Annotated in this window: 10 protein-coding genes; 4 read left to right on the top strand and 6 right to left on the bottom strand. The window is 68.7% G+C overall.

Features of this window, described 5'->3' with window-relative positions; all coding sequences use genetic code 11:
- Positions 1–58: 58 nt before the first annotated feature.
- From ACWPN7_RS30505 to ACWPN7_RS30490, 4 genes are all read right to left on the bottom strand, one after another.
- The gene (locus ACWPN7_RS30505; protein ID WP_040136534.1) at positions 59–1,024 is read right to left on the bottom strand and encodes a Bug family tripartite tricarboxylate transporter substrate binding protein; all 966 of its coding nucleotides are present in this window, start codon (positions 1,022–1,024) and stop codon (positions 59–61) included.
- Positions 1,025–1,129: 105 nt separating this feature from the next.
- Positions 1,130–1,780 (bottom strand): 2-dehydro-3-deoxy-6-phosphogalactonate aldolase, encoded by a 651-nt coding sequence (locus ACWPN7_RS30500; RefSeq protein WP_149649115.1) that lies wholly within the window; start codon positions 1,778–1,780, stop codon positions 1,130–1,132.
- Between the two features lie 5 nt (positions 1,781–1,785).
- Complete coding sequence (locus ACWPN7_RS30495; protein ID WP_456524753.1) at positions 1,786–2,778, bottom strand: 2-dehydro-3-deoxygalactonokinase; 993 nt, start codon at positions 2,776–2,778, stop codon at positions 1,786–1,788.
- Positions 2,742–3,581 (bottom strand): IclR family transcriptional regulator, encoded by an 840-nt coding sequence (locus ACWPN7_RS30490; protein ID WP_040136541.1) that lies wholly within the window; start codon positions 3,579–3,581, stop codon positions 2,742–2,744. The genes ACWPN7_RS30495 and ACWPN7_RS30490 overlap by 37 nt, the downstream gene beginning before the upstream one ends.
- 280 nt (positions 3,582–3,861) lie before the next feature.
- Here ACWPN7_RS30490 and clpB point away from each other — a divergent pair, with 280 nt between their 5' ends.
- Both clpB and ACWPN7_RS30480 read left to right on the top strand, forming a co-directional pair.
- Complete coding sequence (gene clpB, locus ACWPN7_RS30485; RefSeq protein ID WP_200475464.1) at positions 3,862–6,531, top strand: ATP-dependent chaperone ClpB; 2,670 nt, start codon at positions 3,862–3,864, stop codon at positions 6,529–6,531.
- A 148-nt stretch (positions 6,532–6,679) separates the two neighbouring features.
- Positions 6,680–7,273 (top strand): class I SAM-dependent methyltransferase, encoded by a 594-nt coding sequence (locus ACWPN7_RS30480; protein ID WP_040136545.1) that lies wholly within the window; start codon positions 6,680–6,682, stop codon positions 7,271–7,273.
- A gap of 5 nt (positions 7,274–7,278) precedes the next feature.
- Here ACWPN7_RS30480 and ACWPN7_RS30475 read toward each other — a convergent pair whose 3' ends face one another.
- Together ACWPN7_RS30475 and ACWPN7_RS30470 are read right to left on the bottom strand one after the other, a co-directional pair.
- Positions 7,279–8,097: a cytochrome c oxidase assembly protein gene (locus ACWPN7_RS30475; protein WP_451995486.1), complete on the bottom strand. Its 819-nt coding sequence runs from the start codon at positions 8,095–8,097 to the stop codon at positions 7,279–7,281.
- 81 nt (positions 8,098–8,178) lie between these two features.
- Entirely contained in the window at positions 8,179–8,946 is a 768-nt protein-coding gene (locus ACWPN7_RS30470) for an FCD domain-containing protein (RefSeq protein WP_040136547.1), read from the bottom strand.
- 414 nt (positions 8,947–9,360) lie between these two features.
- Here ACWPN7_RS30470 and lldP point away from each other — a divergent pair, with 414 nt between their 5' ends.
- Complete coding sequence (gene lldP / locus ACWPN7_RS30465; RefSeq protein WP_103040374.1) at positions 9,361–11,049, top strand: L-lactate permease; 1,689 nt, start codon at positions 9,361–9,363, stop codon at positions 11,047–11,049.
- A gap of 346 nt (positions 11,050–11,395) precedes the next feature.
- Positions 11,396–14,269 (top strand): FAD-binding and (Fe-S)-binding domain-containing protein, encoded by a 2,874-nt coding sequence (locus ACWPN7_RS30460; protein ID WP_459197125.1) that lies wholly within the window; start codon positions 11,396–11,398, stop codon positions 14,267–14,269.
- Positions 14,270–14,273: the final 4 nt, after the last annotated feature.

The following is a 14,273-nucleotide window of genomic DNA, read 5'->3' as shown; positions in this document are numbered from 1 at the left end:
TGGACGTCTCCACGCACGGGGCACGGGCGGTGGACGCCCGCGCCCCTGTCTTTCCTGATTACTTCGCCATTCCGAGCTTGGTCATCAGGTCCTTGAAGAAGGCGTTGTCCTTCTTGATCATCTCACCGAACTCGGGACCGTCGGCATAGGCCAGGGTCAGGTTCATCTTGGTGAGGGTCTCCTTGAAGGCCGGCTCGTTGGCGGTCGCCTTGGACGCCTCGCGCAGCGTATCGACGACGGCCTGCGGGGTCTTCTTCGGAACGACGATGCCGCGCCAGGTGTAGACCGACAGGTCGATGCCCTTTTCCTTCACGGTCGGGACTTCCGGGAAGGCCGCCGAACGCTCGTCGCCCATAACGGCGAGAATGCGCAGCTTGCCGGCGGCGACGTGGTTCACGACCTCGGCCGGGCTGACGCTCACCGCCTCGATGTGGTTGCCGAGCAGGGCGGTCACCGCCGGGTTGGCGCCGTCATAAGGGATGTGGCTGAAGCTGGCACCCGTCTTCTCCTGGAGCGCCGCCGCGGCGAGGTGCCAGATGGCGCCCGTGCCGGAGTTGCCGATGCGCACCTTGCCCGGGTTGGCCTTGGCGTTGGCCAGGAAGTCCTCGAAGGTCTTGAACGGCGAGTCGACGTTCACCGTGATGGCGCTCGGCTCGGCGTTCAGGCGGGCGATCGGGGTGAAGTCGTCCGCGGTGAAGCGGGCGATGCCCATGTGCGGCAGCATGGTGAGTTCCACCGTGCCCATGCCGATGCGGTAGCCGTCCGCGCGGGCGGCCATGATCTCGGTCAGGCCGACGGCGCCGGCGCCACCGGTCTTGTTGACCACGCCCATCGACTGGGGCAGGTGCTTCTTGGCCGCGTCGGCGTAGGCGCGGGCCACCAGATCGGTGCCGCCGCCGGCCGCGTAGGGGACGGTCAGCTCGATCGGCTTGGTCGGATAGCCGGCGGCCTGCGCGGCCACCATCATCGTGGCGGAGGTCAGCGCGCCGACGACGGCGCCGGTGAGGAAACGATAGCCCTTCATGAGCGTTCTCCCTGGAACTTTGCTTGTGGTGAGGAGGGGGGAGGAGAAAGCCCGCGGCGCGTTCTGCGACCGGCCGCGGGATGGTCCGCTGGTACCGTGGCTCGGTCAGCGCGGGTTGAGGCGCCGCCACGCGGCGACGAAGGCGTCCGCCCGGACGCCGACCTCGGCGGCAGACAGGCCCGGCGCATACAGCGCGGACCCCAGCCCGAAGCCGGCCACGCCGGCCTCCAGGAACGACGCCATGGTGTCCGGGGCGATGCCGCCCACGGGCAGCAGGCGGGTACCGGCGGGCAGGATGGCGCGCATCGCCTTGATGATGCGCGGGCCGACCAGCTCCGCCGGGAAGATCTTCAGGGCGTCGGCCCCGGCTGACAGCGCTGCGAAAGCTTCCGTCGGAGTGGCGATTCCGGGCAGGCTGACCAACCCCGCGGCCTTGGCGGCGCGGATCACCGCCGTGTCGGCGTGCGGCATGACGACCAGATCGGCGCCGATTTCCTTGAGCCGGGCCACCTGCTCCACCGCCAGGACCGTGCCGGCGCCGACCAGCGCGTCGCGCGGCAGCAGCCGGCGGACGGCGGCGATGCTCGTGAACGGATCGGGCGAGTTCAGCGGCACCTCGATCATGCGGAAACCGCTGTCGTAAAGCGTCTGCGCGACGCCCTCCGCCTCCGCGGGGGTCAGGCCGCGCAGGATGGCGACCAGCGGCAGGGCGGAAAAGGCGGCGTCGAAGCGGGCCTTCAGGGAATCATCCGACATGTTCGTCACTCCCCCGCCGGCGCGATCAGGCCGGCGGCAACGGCAAACTGGAAAAGCCCACGCGGGGCGGTGTTCTCAAGCCGGTCGGTGGGCTCGACGCCCAGCAGCTCCAGGCCGCGCACGTAGCGGCGGCAGAGCGCGCCCTCGCCGATCAGCAGAAGCGGACGGCCCTCATGCAGCTCGTTGCGCATGTGGCCGAGGCCGGAGACCAGCTCGTGGCCGATCAGCAGGCCGGACAGGTAATCCTTCAGAAGCTCCGCCGGCATGCGGCGGGTGATGCCGAGCGTGCGCGCGGCGAAGATCTGGTGCGTGAAGTCGCCCGGCCCGCTGGCCTGCGCCGCCCGCACGCCCTCGGCGAAGGCGGCGTCGGACTCGGCCTCCGCGGTGGCGGCGTCCGCCGGCATCAGCCGGCCGAGGATCGAGTGCTTGCACAGCACGGCGAAGGTCTCGCCGGTCATGTAGGTGGAGAAGCGGATCATGCGCCCGCCGACGATCTCCACCCATTTGGAATGAGTGCCGGGCAGCACCATGCAGGCGTCGCGGCCCCAGTCGGGACGGTCGGCCAGCACGCCGGCGATCTGGATCTCCTCGCCGCGCAGGATGTCCGGCGGGCCGCTCGGCGGGTCGTAGAGGACGCCCGGCGCGATCAGGATGCGGGAGCCCGACGCGCTCTCCACCGGGATGGCCTGCGAGGCCAGGGTGGTCGTGTCGGCGGGGCAGCGGACATAGGGGGCCTCACGCCAGCCCTGGGCGCTGCCGACCATGCCGCCGGCCACCACCGGCAACCCCGGATGGGCGGCCATCCAGTCGCCGCACAGGTCGGCGAAGGCCTGCTCGAAGCCGGCGATGCCCGGCATCGGCAGGTTCTGGATGCCGTGCGCGTTGGCGCGCTGGTCCAGCACCCGCCCGTCGCCGCCCATCAGGAAGCCGCGCAGGCTCGACGTTCCCCAGTCGAGGGCGATCAGCGATGCCCCGACGCCCGTTCGTCCCGTTTCCATCCCAAATCCTTTGAAATCGCGTCGGCGACCGCCCGGACCACGGGTCCAAGCTCCTCCATCCGTTCGTCCGGCATGTACGGCACGGCGCTCGCCACGCTGATGGCGGCGACGACCTGGTTGCGGACGTCACGGATCGGCGCGCCGACGCAGCGGATGCCGATTTCGTTTTCTTCAAGGTCGAAGGACCAGCCGCGATCCACATAGGCGGCCAGCCGGGATTCGAACTCCGGCCAGGGCGCCAGCGGGGGCCGTTCCGGCGCCGCCGCGGTCAGGCGGAGCGCGTGTTCGTACAGCTCGGACCAGCGTTCGCGCGGCAGGCCGAGGAGAAGCGCCTTGCCCAGCCCCGTGGAGGCCAGCGGCATGCGCAGGCCGATGCGCGACCGCATCTCCAGCCCGCGCGTGTTCGGAATCTTGTCGAGGTAGAAGACCTCCGCCCCTTCGACGACGCCGAGATGGACGGTGTCGCCGGTCTGGCGGGCCAGCTCCTCGATGTGCGGGCGGGCGATGGCGACCAGCGGGCGCTGCTCCAGCGCGCGCATGCCGAGCGCGATCAGCTTCGGCCCCAGCAGATAGCCCTTGTAGGGCACGTGATGCAGATAGCCGTCCTGGGTCAGGCTGTTGAGCATCCGGTGCGTGGTGCTGCGCGGCGTGCCCAGCCGGGCGGCGATGCCCTTCACGTCACCGATGCCCGCCGCAACGCATTCCAGGAGGGCGAGGCCGCGCATCAGCGTCTGGGTTCCGGACGCCTGCGGCTTCTCCGGCGACGCTTGTGCATCGAGCGGATTTGCTCCGATGCCGGCCATATCCTCCCTCCCGCGTTGTTGTCCGATATCTGGCATATCAGTTTCCACCACTTTATGAAGGTGTATGGAGTGTGTCAAATAAATAAATAGTCGTCCATATAGTGAGACATCGTAGGTGCAAGACAGCCTTGCCCCGCGGTCTGGGCGGCCGTCTTGATCGGGGCGGCACCCCTGCCCATCTGTTCCCTTGAGGCGACCGGGGCCGCGCATGGTGCGGGCCACACAGGCCGTCTTCCCGCGCCTTCGCAAAGGGCGGGAACCATAACGAACGGAGTGCCTGATGGACTTCGGTCTGTTCACCGACCGTGCGCGCGGCGTCATCCAGGCTGCGCAACTGGCGGCTCTCGCCGGACGCCACCAACAGCTCGTCCCCGAACATCTCGTGAAGGCCCTGGTCGAGGACGCCGACGGCGTGCCCGCCAAGCTGATCCGCGATGCCGGCGGCGACCCCGAGCTTCTGAAGACCGCCGCCGAGGAAACCCTCAACCGCCAGACCCGTGTGGATGGCGAAGGGCCGCACCCGATCTTCATGTCCCCGGCGCTCGCCGGCGTGCTCCAGAATGCCGTCGAAACGGCGCGGGGTGCCGGGGACAAGTTCGTCTCCCCCGAACGGCTTCTGGAATCGCTGGCCGCCCAGGGCGGCAGCACCCGCGCGCTGTTCCACCGCGCCGGTGTCGATCCCGCGGTGTTGGTCGAGGGCGTCGAGTCGCTGAGCAAGAACCGCCCCGCCGACCGGCAGGAGGATTCGCAGATGGGCGAGGCGCTCGCCAAATACGCCCGCGACCTGACGGAAGAAGCCCGGCAGGGCCGTCTCGACCCGGTGATCGGGCGCGACGATGAGATCCGGCGGACCATCCAGGTCCTGGCCCGGCGCACCAAGAACAACCCCGTGCTGATCGGCGAGCCCGGCGTCGGCAAGACCGCCGTGGTGGAAGGGCTGGCCCAGCGGCTGGCCTCCGGCGACGTGCCGGAGGGGCTGAAGGACCGGCGCGTGCTCGCGCTCGACCTCACCGCCCTGCTGGCCGGCGCCAAGTTCCGCGGCGACTTCGAGGAGCGGCTGAAGGCCGTCCTGTCGGAAGTGCAGCAGGCGGCGGGCCGCATCATCCTGTTCATCGACGAGCTGCACTCGCTGATCGGCGCCGGCCGCACGGACGGCGCGATGGACGCCGCCAACATGCTGAAGCCCGCGCTGGCGCGCGGCGAGCTGCGTTGCGTCGGCGCCACCACACCGGACGAGTACCGCAAGTACATCGAGAAGGACGCGGCGCTCGCCCGCCGCTTCCAGCCGGTGAACGTGGACGAGCCGTCCGACGAGGACGCCGTGTCGATCCTGCGCGGCATCAAGGGCAAGTACGAGGTGCACCATGGCGTGCGCATCGCCGACGCCGCGGTGGTCGCGGCGGTGCAGCTCTCCGCCCGCTACATCGCCGACCGCCGACTGCCCGACAAGGCCATCGACCTCGTCGACGAGGCGGCCAGCCGCCTGCGCATGGCCATCGACAGCAAGCCGGAGGCGCTGGACGCCGTCGGTCGCCGTGTCGCCCAGTTGAAGATCGAGCGCGAGGCCCTGAAGTCGGAGCCCGATGCCGCGTCCCAGGAACGGCTGCACAAGCTGGAATCCGAACTCGCAGTGGACGAGGCGAAGCTGACCGCCATGGAAGAGGAATGGCGCGTCGGCCAGTCCCGCCGCACCGAGGGCCGCCGCCTGAAGGAGGAGCTGGACCAGGCCCGCACCAAGCTGGAGCACGCGCAGCGCGATGGCGACTGGGCGAAGGCCGGCGAGCTGGCCTACGGCGTCGTTCCCGACCTGGAGAAGCGTCTGGCCGAGGCGGAATCCCGCGCCAACGCGGAGCGGGAGGAGGTCACGGCGAAGGACATCGCCGCCGTGGTCACCCGCTGGACCGGCATCCCGGTGGACCGCATGCTGGACAGCGAGCGGCAGCGGCTGAAGGGCATGGAGGACCGGCTGGCCGAGCGCGTCGTCGGTCAGGCGGAGGCGGTGCGCGCCGTGTCCAAGGCGGTGCGCCGGGCGCGGGCCGGGTTGAAGGACCCGAACCGTCCCACCGGCTCCTTCCTGTTCCTCGGCCCGACCGGCGTCGGCAAGACGGAACTGGCCAAGGCGCTCGCCGCCTTCCTGTTCGACGACGAGACCGCTGTCACCCGCGTCGACATGTCGGAGTATATGGAGAAGCACTCCGTCGCCCGCATGATCGGCTCGCCCCCGGGCTATGTCGGCTATGACGACGGCGGCACGCTGGCCGAGAAGATCCGGCGCCGGCCCTATCAGGTCGTCCTGCTGGACGAGGTGGAGAAGGCCCATCCGGATGTGCTGAACGTGCTGCTCCAGGCGCTCGACGACGGGCGGCTGACCGATGGGCAGGGCCGCACGGCGGACTTCCGCCACGCGATCCTGATCATGACGTCGAACCTGGGGGCGGACGCCCTGACCGCACTCGGCGAGGACGACAGCCTGGAGGGCGCTCGGATCGAGGTCATGGACGCGGTGCGCCGCGCCTTCCGGCCGGAGTTCCTGAACCGGCTGGACGACGTGCTGATCTTCCGCCGGCTGGGACGCGAGCAGATGGCCCACATCGTGGACATCCAGCTTGCCCGCGTCGCCGACCGTCTGGCCGAGCGCGGCCTGTCCCTGACCGCCGACGACGCGGCCCGCGCCCGTCTCGCCGACCTTGGCTGGGACCCGGCCTTCGGCGCCCGTCCGTTGAAGCGGGCGGTGCAGAATCTGGTGGAGGACCCGATCGCCGAGCGCTTGCTCGACGGCGAGGTGGACGAACGCTCGACCCTGCACCTGTCGGCGCGGGACGGTCGCCTGACCTTGGACGGGGTGCCGGTCGAGGAGGACCGCGCCACCGGCTTCAAGGCCCCGGAACGCCCGCCGCTGGGCTTCGCTCTGACCGGCAGCGGCGGACGGAGCAGCGCCGCCGTCCACTGAGCATGACGCGACACGAGAACCCCGGCCCGCAAGGGCCGGGGTTTTTCGCTGCGCGCGTCTCCCCAACGCATCGGTGATGTCCGCCGCTCTGTGGTATGCAGGAGGGACGGTCGCGCCGTCATCGGCGCGCCATGCGGAGGGCCGGGGAATGAGCGGATTGAGCGGATACGGTGAAAACGCGACGGCGCTCACGGAACAGTACGAGAGCGTGGCGTTCGCCGATGTGCATCGCGATGTGCTCCACCTTTTTCCCTCCCGGCCGAGCCGCATCCTGGACATCGGCGCCGGCACCGGACGGGACGCGGCCGCCCTCTCGCGGCTCGGTCACGACGTGACGGCCGTCGAACCGACGGTGGAGCTTCGCAACGCGGGTGTGCGCATTCACGCCGCGACGCCGATCCGCTGGATCGACGACAGCCTGCCGGAGCTGACGGCGGTGCGGAGCGACGGCGGGCGCTACGACGTCGTCCTGCTCACCGCTGTGTGGATGCATCTCGACAAAGCCCAGCGAGCCATCGCGATGCCGCACATCGCGGCCCTTCTGAACCCGAACGGCCGGATCGTCATGTCCTTGCGGCATGGCCCGGTGCCGGCGGGGCGGACCATGTACGACGTTTCAGCCGCTGAAACCATCGAGCTTGCCGCGTCCGTCGGCCTTCGCTGCATCCATCGGAATGACCGGGAGGATATGCTCGGCCGCGGCGATGTGTCCTGGAGCTTCCTCGGATTGGAGGCGCGCTGACCGCCTTACGACCGCTGCCGCTCGGGCACCATCAGCCAGCGCGCCAAGGCGTAGAGGTTGACCATCACATAGACCGCCGCCCCGACCACCCCCATGATGAGGCCGCCGAGCTGCTGGTCGGCGAGCGCAGACAGGCCCCAGGGCGCCGTCGTGTCCAGATGGTAGACGAACAGCGGCTGCGGGGCGAAGATCAGCAGCGCCGCGAGGATGGCGAGATGGACCGAGGTGCCGAAGGCCGACAGCAGCCCCCTCCCCCGCATCGCCGCATCGTCAGGGGCCAGCACCGTCCGCCACGCGGCGACCGCGCCGACGAGGAGACTGGCGTGCATGACCCACAGAACCGCGTCGAAGCGCAGCGCCGCCATGTAGGGTCCCGGCAGGTGCCACACCCAGAGGAACAGCCCGAACAGACCCCAGGCGATTTCCGGAACGGCCAAAGGTGACGCCAGGATCCGCGCCCAGTTGGGCCAGCGGAGCGCGCCCATCGGCCAGGACAGGACCAGCAGGGGCGCCGCCACCTGGATGGTCAGGAGATGCTGGACCACCCGCGCCGAGAACAGGGCGGAGGTCAGGTTGCACAGCGGCGACACGAAGGCGGCGAACAGAACCAGCCAGCCGGCGGCAAAGCACCAGGGCTGGTGACGAGCCATCGCCAATCCGTGCCGCCGCACCACCGCCGTGTATCCCACTGCGGCCAGGGCGAAGACGCCGAGCAGGACCGGATCGCCGTTCCAGGCGCTCCAGAACCCGTCCGGCACCGGCGGGGCGCCGCAATAGGGAATGATGGACGGCAGCGTTTCGGCAAGTGGCGTTGCGGTGGGCACGGCTGGACCTCCCTTGGCCTACAGCCGTGTAAAACCGAGAATGGCCCTCGGGTTCCCGAATGATGGACGACCGAACGGGGCTCAGGCCCGTTCGGCAGTTTCGATCAGGTCGGTGCGCCCGATGCGGCGCAGGGAGGCCTCCAGCCGCGTGTCGTCCTCGCGGATTTCGCGCAAAGTGTGCAGCGTGAACATCACGTGCGCCTCCGCCGCCGCCTGGGCGGCCTCGGCATCGCCGGCCAGAACCGCATCGGCAATGGCCAAGTGCTGATTCAACAGCAAGTCGCGCACGGCGGGCCGGGTGTAGAGCCGGTCGCGGTTGTAGAACACGTCGTTGCGCAGCATTTCCGACAGCGCGCCCATGATGTGCAGCATCACCGTGTTGTGCGCCGCCTCGTAGAAGGCGAGGTGAAGCTGGGCGTCCACGTCGGCCTCTTCCGACGGGTCGTCCTTCCCATGGGCGTCGCGCATGCGCTGGGCCAGGGCGCGGATCGCCTCGCGGTCGAGGTCGGTCGCCCGTTGCGCGGCCAGCTTGGCGGCGGACGCCTCGATGGAACTGCGGAACTCCAGGTAATGGAAGGGCGCGTCCGGATCGGATTGCAGCAGCGCCGCCAGCGGCGCCGCGATGGGCGCCAGAAACTGCGCGATGTGCGTGCCGTTTCGCCCGGAGACGAGCAGCCCGCGCTCCTCCAGCTTCTCCAGGGCGTCGCGCAGCGACGGGCGCGAGACGTCCAGCTTGAGCGCCAGATCCCGTTCCGGCAGCAGCTTCTCCCCCGGACGCAGCACGCCCTCCCGGATCAGCGTCTCCAGATGGTCCGCGATGGCGTCCGCCAACTTGGCCGGCTTTATCATTCCCTTGCCTTGCCCCTTGCCCTGCATCCGCAGAAATCCCGCCCGATCCAGAAGGTTAGATATCGTCACGGCTTTCGCACGTCCAGCCCCAGCGAGCCCCGTGGCACCGTTTCCCGACCGCGCCGCCATCGGAGGGGTCAGGTGGTAATACCACGGGCAAGAAAAAGTCTCTCGCGACGCTGACGGTAAATTGAATTTTCCCTATTGCCAACCATTGCGACCCAATGTATCCGTTCTGAGCCTTTGGTCATAAGTTTTGACCGGAGCCCAACCCAAGAAAAAAACTGATCTCCACGACCGATCGGCCGTGGAATGACAGGCGGCGCGCGTCCGGATAAGACGCGCGGATCCGGGCTCCACTCATGGTCGCTGGCCAAAGCGCAGAACCGAGAATCTGCGGCATAGGTAGGAAACATGCAGCCCTGGACACAAGTCTACGATCCCGCGGGTAACCTTTGGCTTTCGGCACTTGTGGCCGCGTTGCCGATCATCTTCTTCTTCATCGCGCTGACCGTTCTGCGCATGAAGGGTCACATCGCGGGCACCATCACCGTCGCCATTTCGCTGGCCGTCGCCATCCTGTTCTACAAGATGCCGGTCGGCATGGCGCTGGCGTCCGCCGGATACGGCTTCCTCTATGGCCTGTGGCCCATCGCCTGGATCATCGTGGCCGCCGTGTTCCTCTACAAGATCACGGTCAAGACCGGTCAGTTCGAGATCATCCGCTCGTCGGTGGTGTCGATCACCGAGGACCAGCGGCTTCAGATGCTGATGGTCGGCTTCTCCTTCGGCGCCTTCCTGGAAGGGGCTGCAGGCTTCGGCGCGCCGGTCGCCATCACCGCGGCGCTGTTGGTCGGGCTGGGCTTCAACCCGCTCTACGCCGCCGGTCTCTGCCTGATCGCCAACACCGCCCCGGTGGCCTTCGGCGCCATGGGCATTCCGATCATCGTCGCCGGTCAGGTCACCTCGCTCGACCCGTTCAAGATCGGCGCCATGGCCGGCCGCCAGCTTCCGCTGCTGTCCGTCTTCGTGCCCTTCTGGATCATCATGATCATGGATGGCTGGAAGGGTGTGCGCGAGACTTGGCCCGCCATCCTGGTCGCCGGCGGCACCTTCGCCGTCACCCAGTACTTCACCGCCAACTTCATCGGGCCGGAGCTGCCGGACATCACCTCCGCCCTGGTCAGCCTCGTCAGCATCACCGTCTTCCTGAAGTTCTGGAAGCCGAAGGCGATCTTCCGCTTCGCCAACTCCCCGCTGGCGTCGGGTCCGGTGCCGCAGTCGGTCGGCGCCATGGCGTCGAGCGAGTTCAACGCCCAGCGCAGCTACAGCGCCGGTGAGATCGCCAAGGCCTGGTCGCCCTTCCTGATCCTGACCGTGATCGTCACGATCTGGAGCCTGAAGCCCTTCAAGGCCCTGTTCGCCAAGGGCGGCGCGCTGGCCGACACGGTGCTGTACTTCCCGATCGCCGGTCTGGACAAGCTGGTCCTGAAGGCCGCCCCGATCGTCGCCTCGCCGAAGCCCATCGACGCCGTCTACAAGCTCGACCTGCTGGCGGCCACCGGCACGGCCATCCTGATCTCCGCGATCATCACAATGGTCATGCTGAAGATGCGCCCGGCCGACGGCGTGAAGACCTTCGTCGAGACGGTCAGCGAGCTGAAGCGCCCGATCTACTCGATCGGCATGGTCCTGGCCTTCGCCTTCATCGCCAACTACTCGGGCCTGTCCTCGACCCTGGCGCTGCTGCTGGCCGGCACGGGCTTCCTGTTCCCGTTCTTCTCGCCGATCCTGGGCTGGCTGGGCGTGTTCCTGACCGGGTCCGACACGTCGAGCAACGCGCTGTTCTGCGGCCTGCAGGCCACCACGGCGCAGCAGGTGGGCGTGTCCGATGTGCTGATGGTCGCGGCCAACACGACCGGCGGCGTCACCGGCAAGATGATCTCCCCGCAGTCGATCGCCGTGGCCTGCGCCGCGGTGGGTCTGGTCGGCCGCGAGTCCGAGCTGTTCCGCTTCACCGTGAAGCACAGCCTGTTCTTCGTCGCGATCATCGGCGTCATCACCATGATCCAGGCCTACATCCTGCCCTGGATGATCCCCTAAGCGTCGACCTCCGAACCCCCTTCTCCTCCCCCCGAGGAGAAGGGGCGTCATCCACTGCCGAGCTTTATTCCCTACGGCGCCGCTCGGCCTTCCATCCGGTCGGAAGGCGCCGCTTTCTTTGTCCGCCGTATTTTTTATGCGTTGCAGCATCACAGCGCGGCGTTTGGTCAATTCATTTTACCATTGCGGCCACCAAGCAAATCGATTATCCGACTGACTGACTGTGGCACACAACAAGCCGTCCGTCCGACGGGCGGAAACAAACGTCGCCCCAGCACCCGCAACCCGGACCGGCGATCACGGAGGAGTCGTCGCGCGGTCCCAGATCCGGAGGCCCCGAGAACCGATGCTGCCCGCGCCCTATGACCGCCTGCACGCGGCCCTCCGGGAGTTCATGCCGGACGAACGCCTCGTCACCGACCCGCTGCGCACGCTGGCCTATGGGACCGACGGCAGCTTCTACCGCCTGATCCCGAAGATCGTCGCCATCGTCGAGGCCGAGGGCGAGGTGGTGCGGCTGCTCAACCTCTGCCGGGAGCTGAAGACCCCGGTGACCTTCCGCGCCGCCGGCACCAGCCTGTCGGGCCAGGCGGTCACCGATTCCGTCCTGGTCCTGCTGGGCGACAGCTGGCGCGGCTGCACCATCCCGCCGGGTGCGGCGACGGTGACCCTCCAGCCCGGCGTCATCGGGGCGGAGGCGAACCGCAAGCTGGCTCCCTTCGGCCGCAAGATCGGTCCGGACCCGGCCTCCATCGCCACCGCCAAGATCGGCGGCATCGCGGCCAACAACGCCAGCGGCATGTGCTGCGGCACCGCCCAGAACAGCTACCGCACGCTGGCCTCCATGCGGCTGGTGCTGGCCGACGGCACGCTGCTCGACACCGGGGACGCCGCCAGCCGCGCCGCCTTCGCCGTCAGCCACGGCGCCCTGCTGTCCGGCCTGTCCGATCTGGCCGCCCGCACCCGCGCCGACGAGAAACTGGCGGAGCGCATCCGCAACAAGTTCCGCATCAAGAACACCACCGGCTACAGCCTGAACGCCCTGGTGGACTTCGAGGAGCCCGTCGAGATCCTCCAGCACCTGATGATCGGGTCGGAGGGCACGCTCGGCTTCCTGTCCGAGATCACCTACAACACGGTGCCGGAACACGCCCATAAGGCGAACGCGTTGCTGATGTACCCCGACATTGGCGAGGCCTGCCGCGCCGTCGCGCTGATGAAGCCGACGCCGGTCTCGGCGGTGGAGCTGATGGACCGCGCCTCGCTGCGCTCGGTCGAGGACAAGCCGGGCATGCCGGACTTCATCGGCGGGCTGGGGCCGGACGCCTCCGCCCTGCTCGTGGAGATCCGCGGCGAGGATGCGGCGGCGCTGGACGCCAACATTGCCGCGGTCAGCGCGGTGATCGCCCAGACCCAGACCCTGTTCCCGCCCACCTTCACCACCGACGCCAAGCTGGGCGAAAGCTACTGGAAGATCCGCAAGGGCCTGTTCCCGGCGGTCGGCGCCATGCGCAAGGTCGGCACCACGGTCATCATCGAGGACGTGGCCTACCCGCTCGACCGACTGGCCGAGGCGACGGTCGAGCTTCAGGCCATGTTCCTGAAATTCGGCTACACCGAGGCGATCATCTTCGGCCACGCGCTGGAAGGGAACCTGCACTTCGTCTTCACCCAGGCCTTCGACACCGACGAGGAGGTCGACCGCTATCGCCGCTTCATGGACGCGGTGTGCGATCAGGTGGTGCGCAAGTACGACGGCTCGCTGAAGGCGGAGCACGGCACGGGCCGCAACATGGCCCCCTTCGTCGAGATGGAGTGGGGTCCGCAGGCCTATGGCCTGATGAAGGAGATCAAGGCGCTGCTCGACCCGCAGGGCCTGCTGAACCCCGGCGTCATCCTGAACGACGACCCGGAGGCGCACCTCAAGAATCTGAAGGCGATGCCCGCCGCCCACCCGCTGGTGGACACCTGCATCGAGTGCGGTTTCTGCGAGCCGACCTGCCCGTCGCACAAGATGACGCTCTCCCCCCGCCAGCGCATCGTCGGCTGGCGCGAGATTTCGCGTCTTGAGGCCACCGGTGCCGATGCGACGCGGCTCGGCGCGCTGCACGAGGCCTACGACTACCAGGGCATCGACACCTGCGCGGCCTGCGGCCTCTGTTCCACCGCCTGTCCGGTGGGGATCGAGACGGGACTGCTCATCAAGGCGCTGCGCGGCGACCGCCGCGGGGCGGTGGCCCAGGGGTTCGGCACCTACGTCGCCGGCCACACCGCCGGGGCGCTGAGCGTCGCCCGCGCCGGTCTGAAGCTCGCCGATCTGGCCAAGCGGACGCTCGGCGACGGCACGGCCAATTCATTGTTCGAAGGGCTGCGCACTGTCACCGGCCAGCGCCTGCCGCATCTGCCGCGCGCCCTGCCCACCCCGACCAACTTCACGCCGCTGCCCCAGGCCAAGGCGTCCGCCGACGCGCCGACCGTCGTCTATGTGCCGAGCTGCACCAGCCGCAGCATGGGTCCCGCCGCCAACGATCCGGAGAAGACCCCGCTGCCGGTGAAGGTGGAGGCGCTGTTCCAGAAGGCCGGCTACCGCGTCGCCTATCCGGAGCAGCTGTCCTCGCTGTGCTGCGGCATGCCGCTGGAGAGCAAGGGCCTTGCCGCCCAGGCCGACGCCAAGGCGGAGGAGATGGTCCGCGCCATCTGGGCGGCCAGCGCCAACGGCACGGCCCCGGTGGTCCTCGACACCAGCCCCTGCTCCTTCCGGCTGAAGAAGCACCTGAAGGACGCCGGGCTCCAGGTCCTGGATCTGGTGGAGTTCATCCACGACCATCTGCTGGAGCGGCTGAATTTCACCAAGCAGACGGAGCCGGTGGTGCTGCACCTGACCTGCTCCACCCGCCGCATGGGGCTGGATGCCAAGATGAAGGCGGTGGCCGCCGCCTGCGCCACCCAGGTGGTGGTGCCGGAGGATGTCGGCTGCTGCGGCTTCGCCGGCGACAAGGGCTTCACCACGCCGGAGCTGAACGCCCACGCCCTGCGCCACCTGTCCAAGGACATCCCCGCCGGGGCCAAGGCCGGCTATTCGAACAGCCGGACCTGCGAGATCGGCCTGTCCGACCACTCCGGCTTGCCGTACCGTTCCATCGTCTATCTGGTCGATGCCTGCTCGACGCCGAAGGCTCCCGCCACGGCTTCCACGCGCGCGTCGGAACCCGCGTTCTGAGGCG

Source organism: Azospirillum sp. UENF 312511, assembly GCF_058780635.1.
The sequence above is the reverse complement of the archived record's forward strand: the minus strand, read 5'-3'. Positions and strand labels throughout refer to the sequence as shown.

Excerpts from the sequence above, each read along its gene's own strand:
- ACWPN7_RS30505 (WP_040136534.1), bottom strand. The coding sequence starts at position 1,024 with ATGAAGGGCTATCGTTTCCTCACCGGCGCCGTCGTCGGCGCGCTGACC.
- ACWPN7_RS30500 (WP_149649115.1), bottom strand. The coding sequence starts at position 1,780 with ATGTCGGATGATTCCCTGAAGGCCCGCTTCGACGCCGCCTTTTCCGCC.
- ACWPN7_RS30495 (WP_456524753.1), bottom strand. The coding sequence starts at position 2,778 with ATGGAAACGGGACGAACGGGCGTCGGGGCATCGCTGATCGCCCTCGAC.
- ACWPN7_RS30490 (WP_040136541.1), bottom strand. The coding sequence starts at position 3,581 with ATGGCCGGCATCGGAGCAAATCCGCTCGATGCACAAGCGTCGCCGGAG.
- clpB (WP_200475464.1), top strand. The coding sequence starts at position 3,862 with ATGGACTTCGGTCTGTTCACCGACCGTGCGCGCGGCGTCATCCAGGCT.
- ACWPN7_RS30480 (WP_040136545.1), top strand. The coding sequence starts at position 6,680 with ATGAGCGGATTGAGCGGATACGGTGAAAACGCGACGGCGCTCACGGAA.
- ACWPN7_RS30470 (WP_040136547.1), bottom strand. The coding sequence starts at position 8,946 with ATGATAAAGCCGGCCAAGTTGGCGGACGCCATCGCGGACCATCTGGAG.
- lldP (WP_103040374.1), top strand. The coding sequence starts at position 9,361 with ATGCAGCCCTGGACACAAGTCTACGATCCCGCGGGTAACCTTTGGCTT.
- ACWPN7_RS30460 (WP_459197125.1), top strand. The coding sequence starts at position 11,396 with ATGCTGCCCGCGCCCTATGACCGCCTGCACGCGGCCCTCCGGGAGTTC.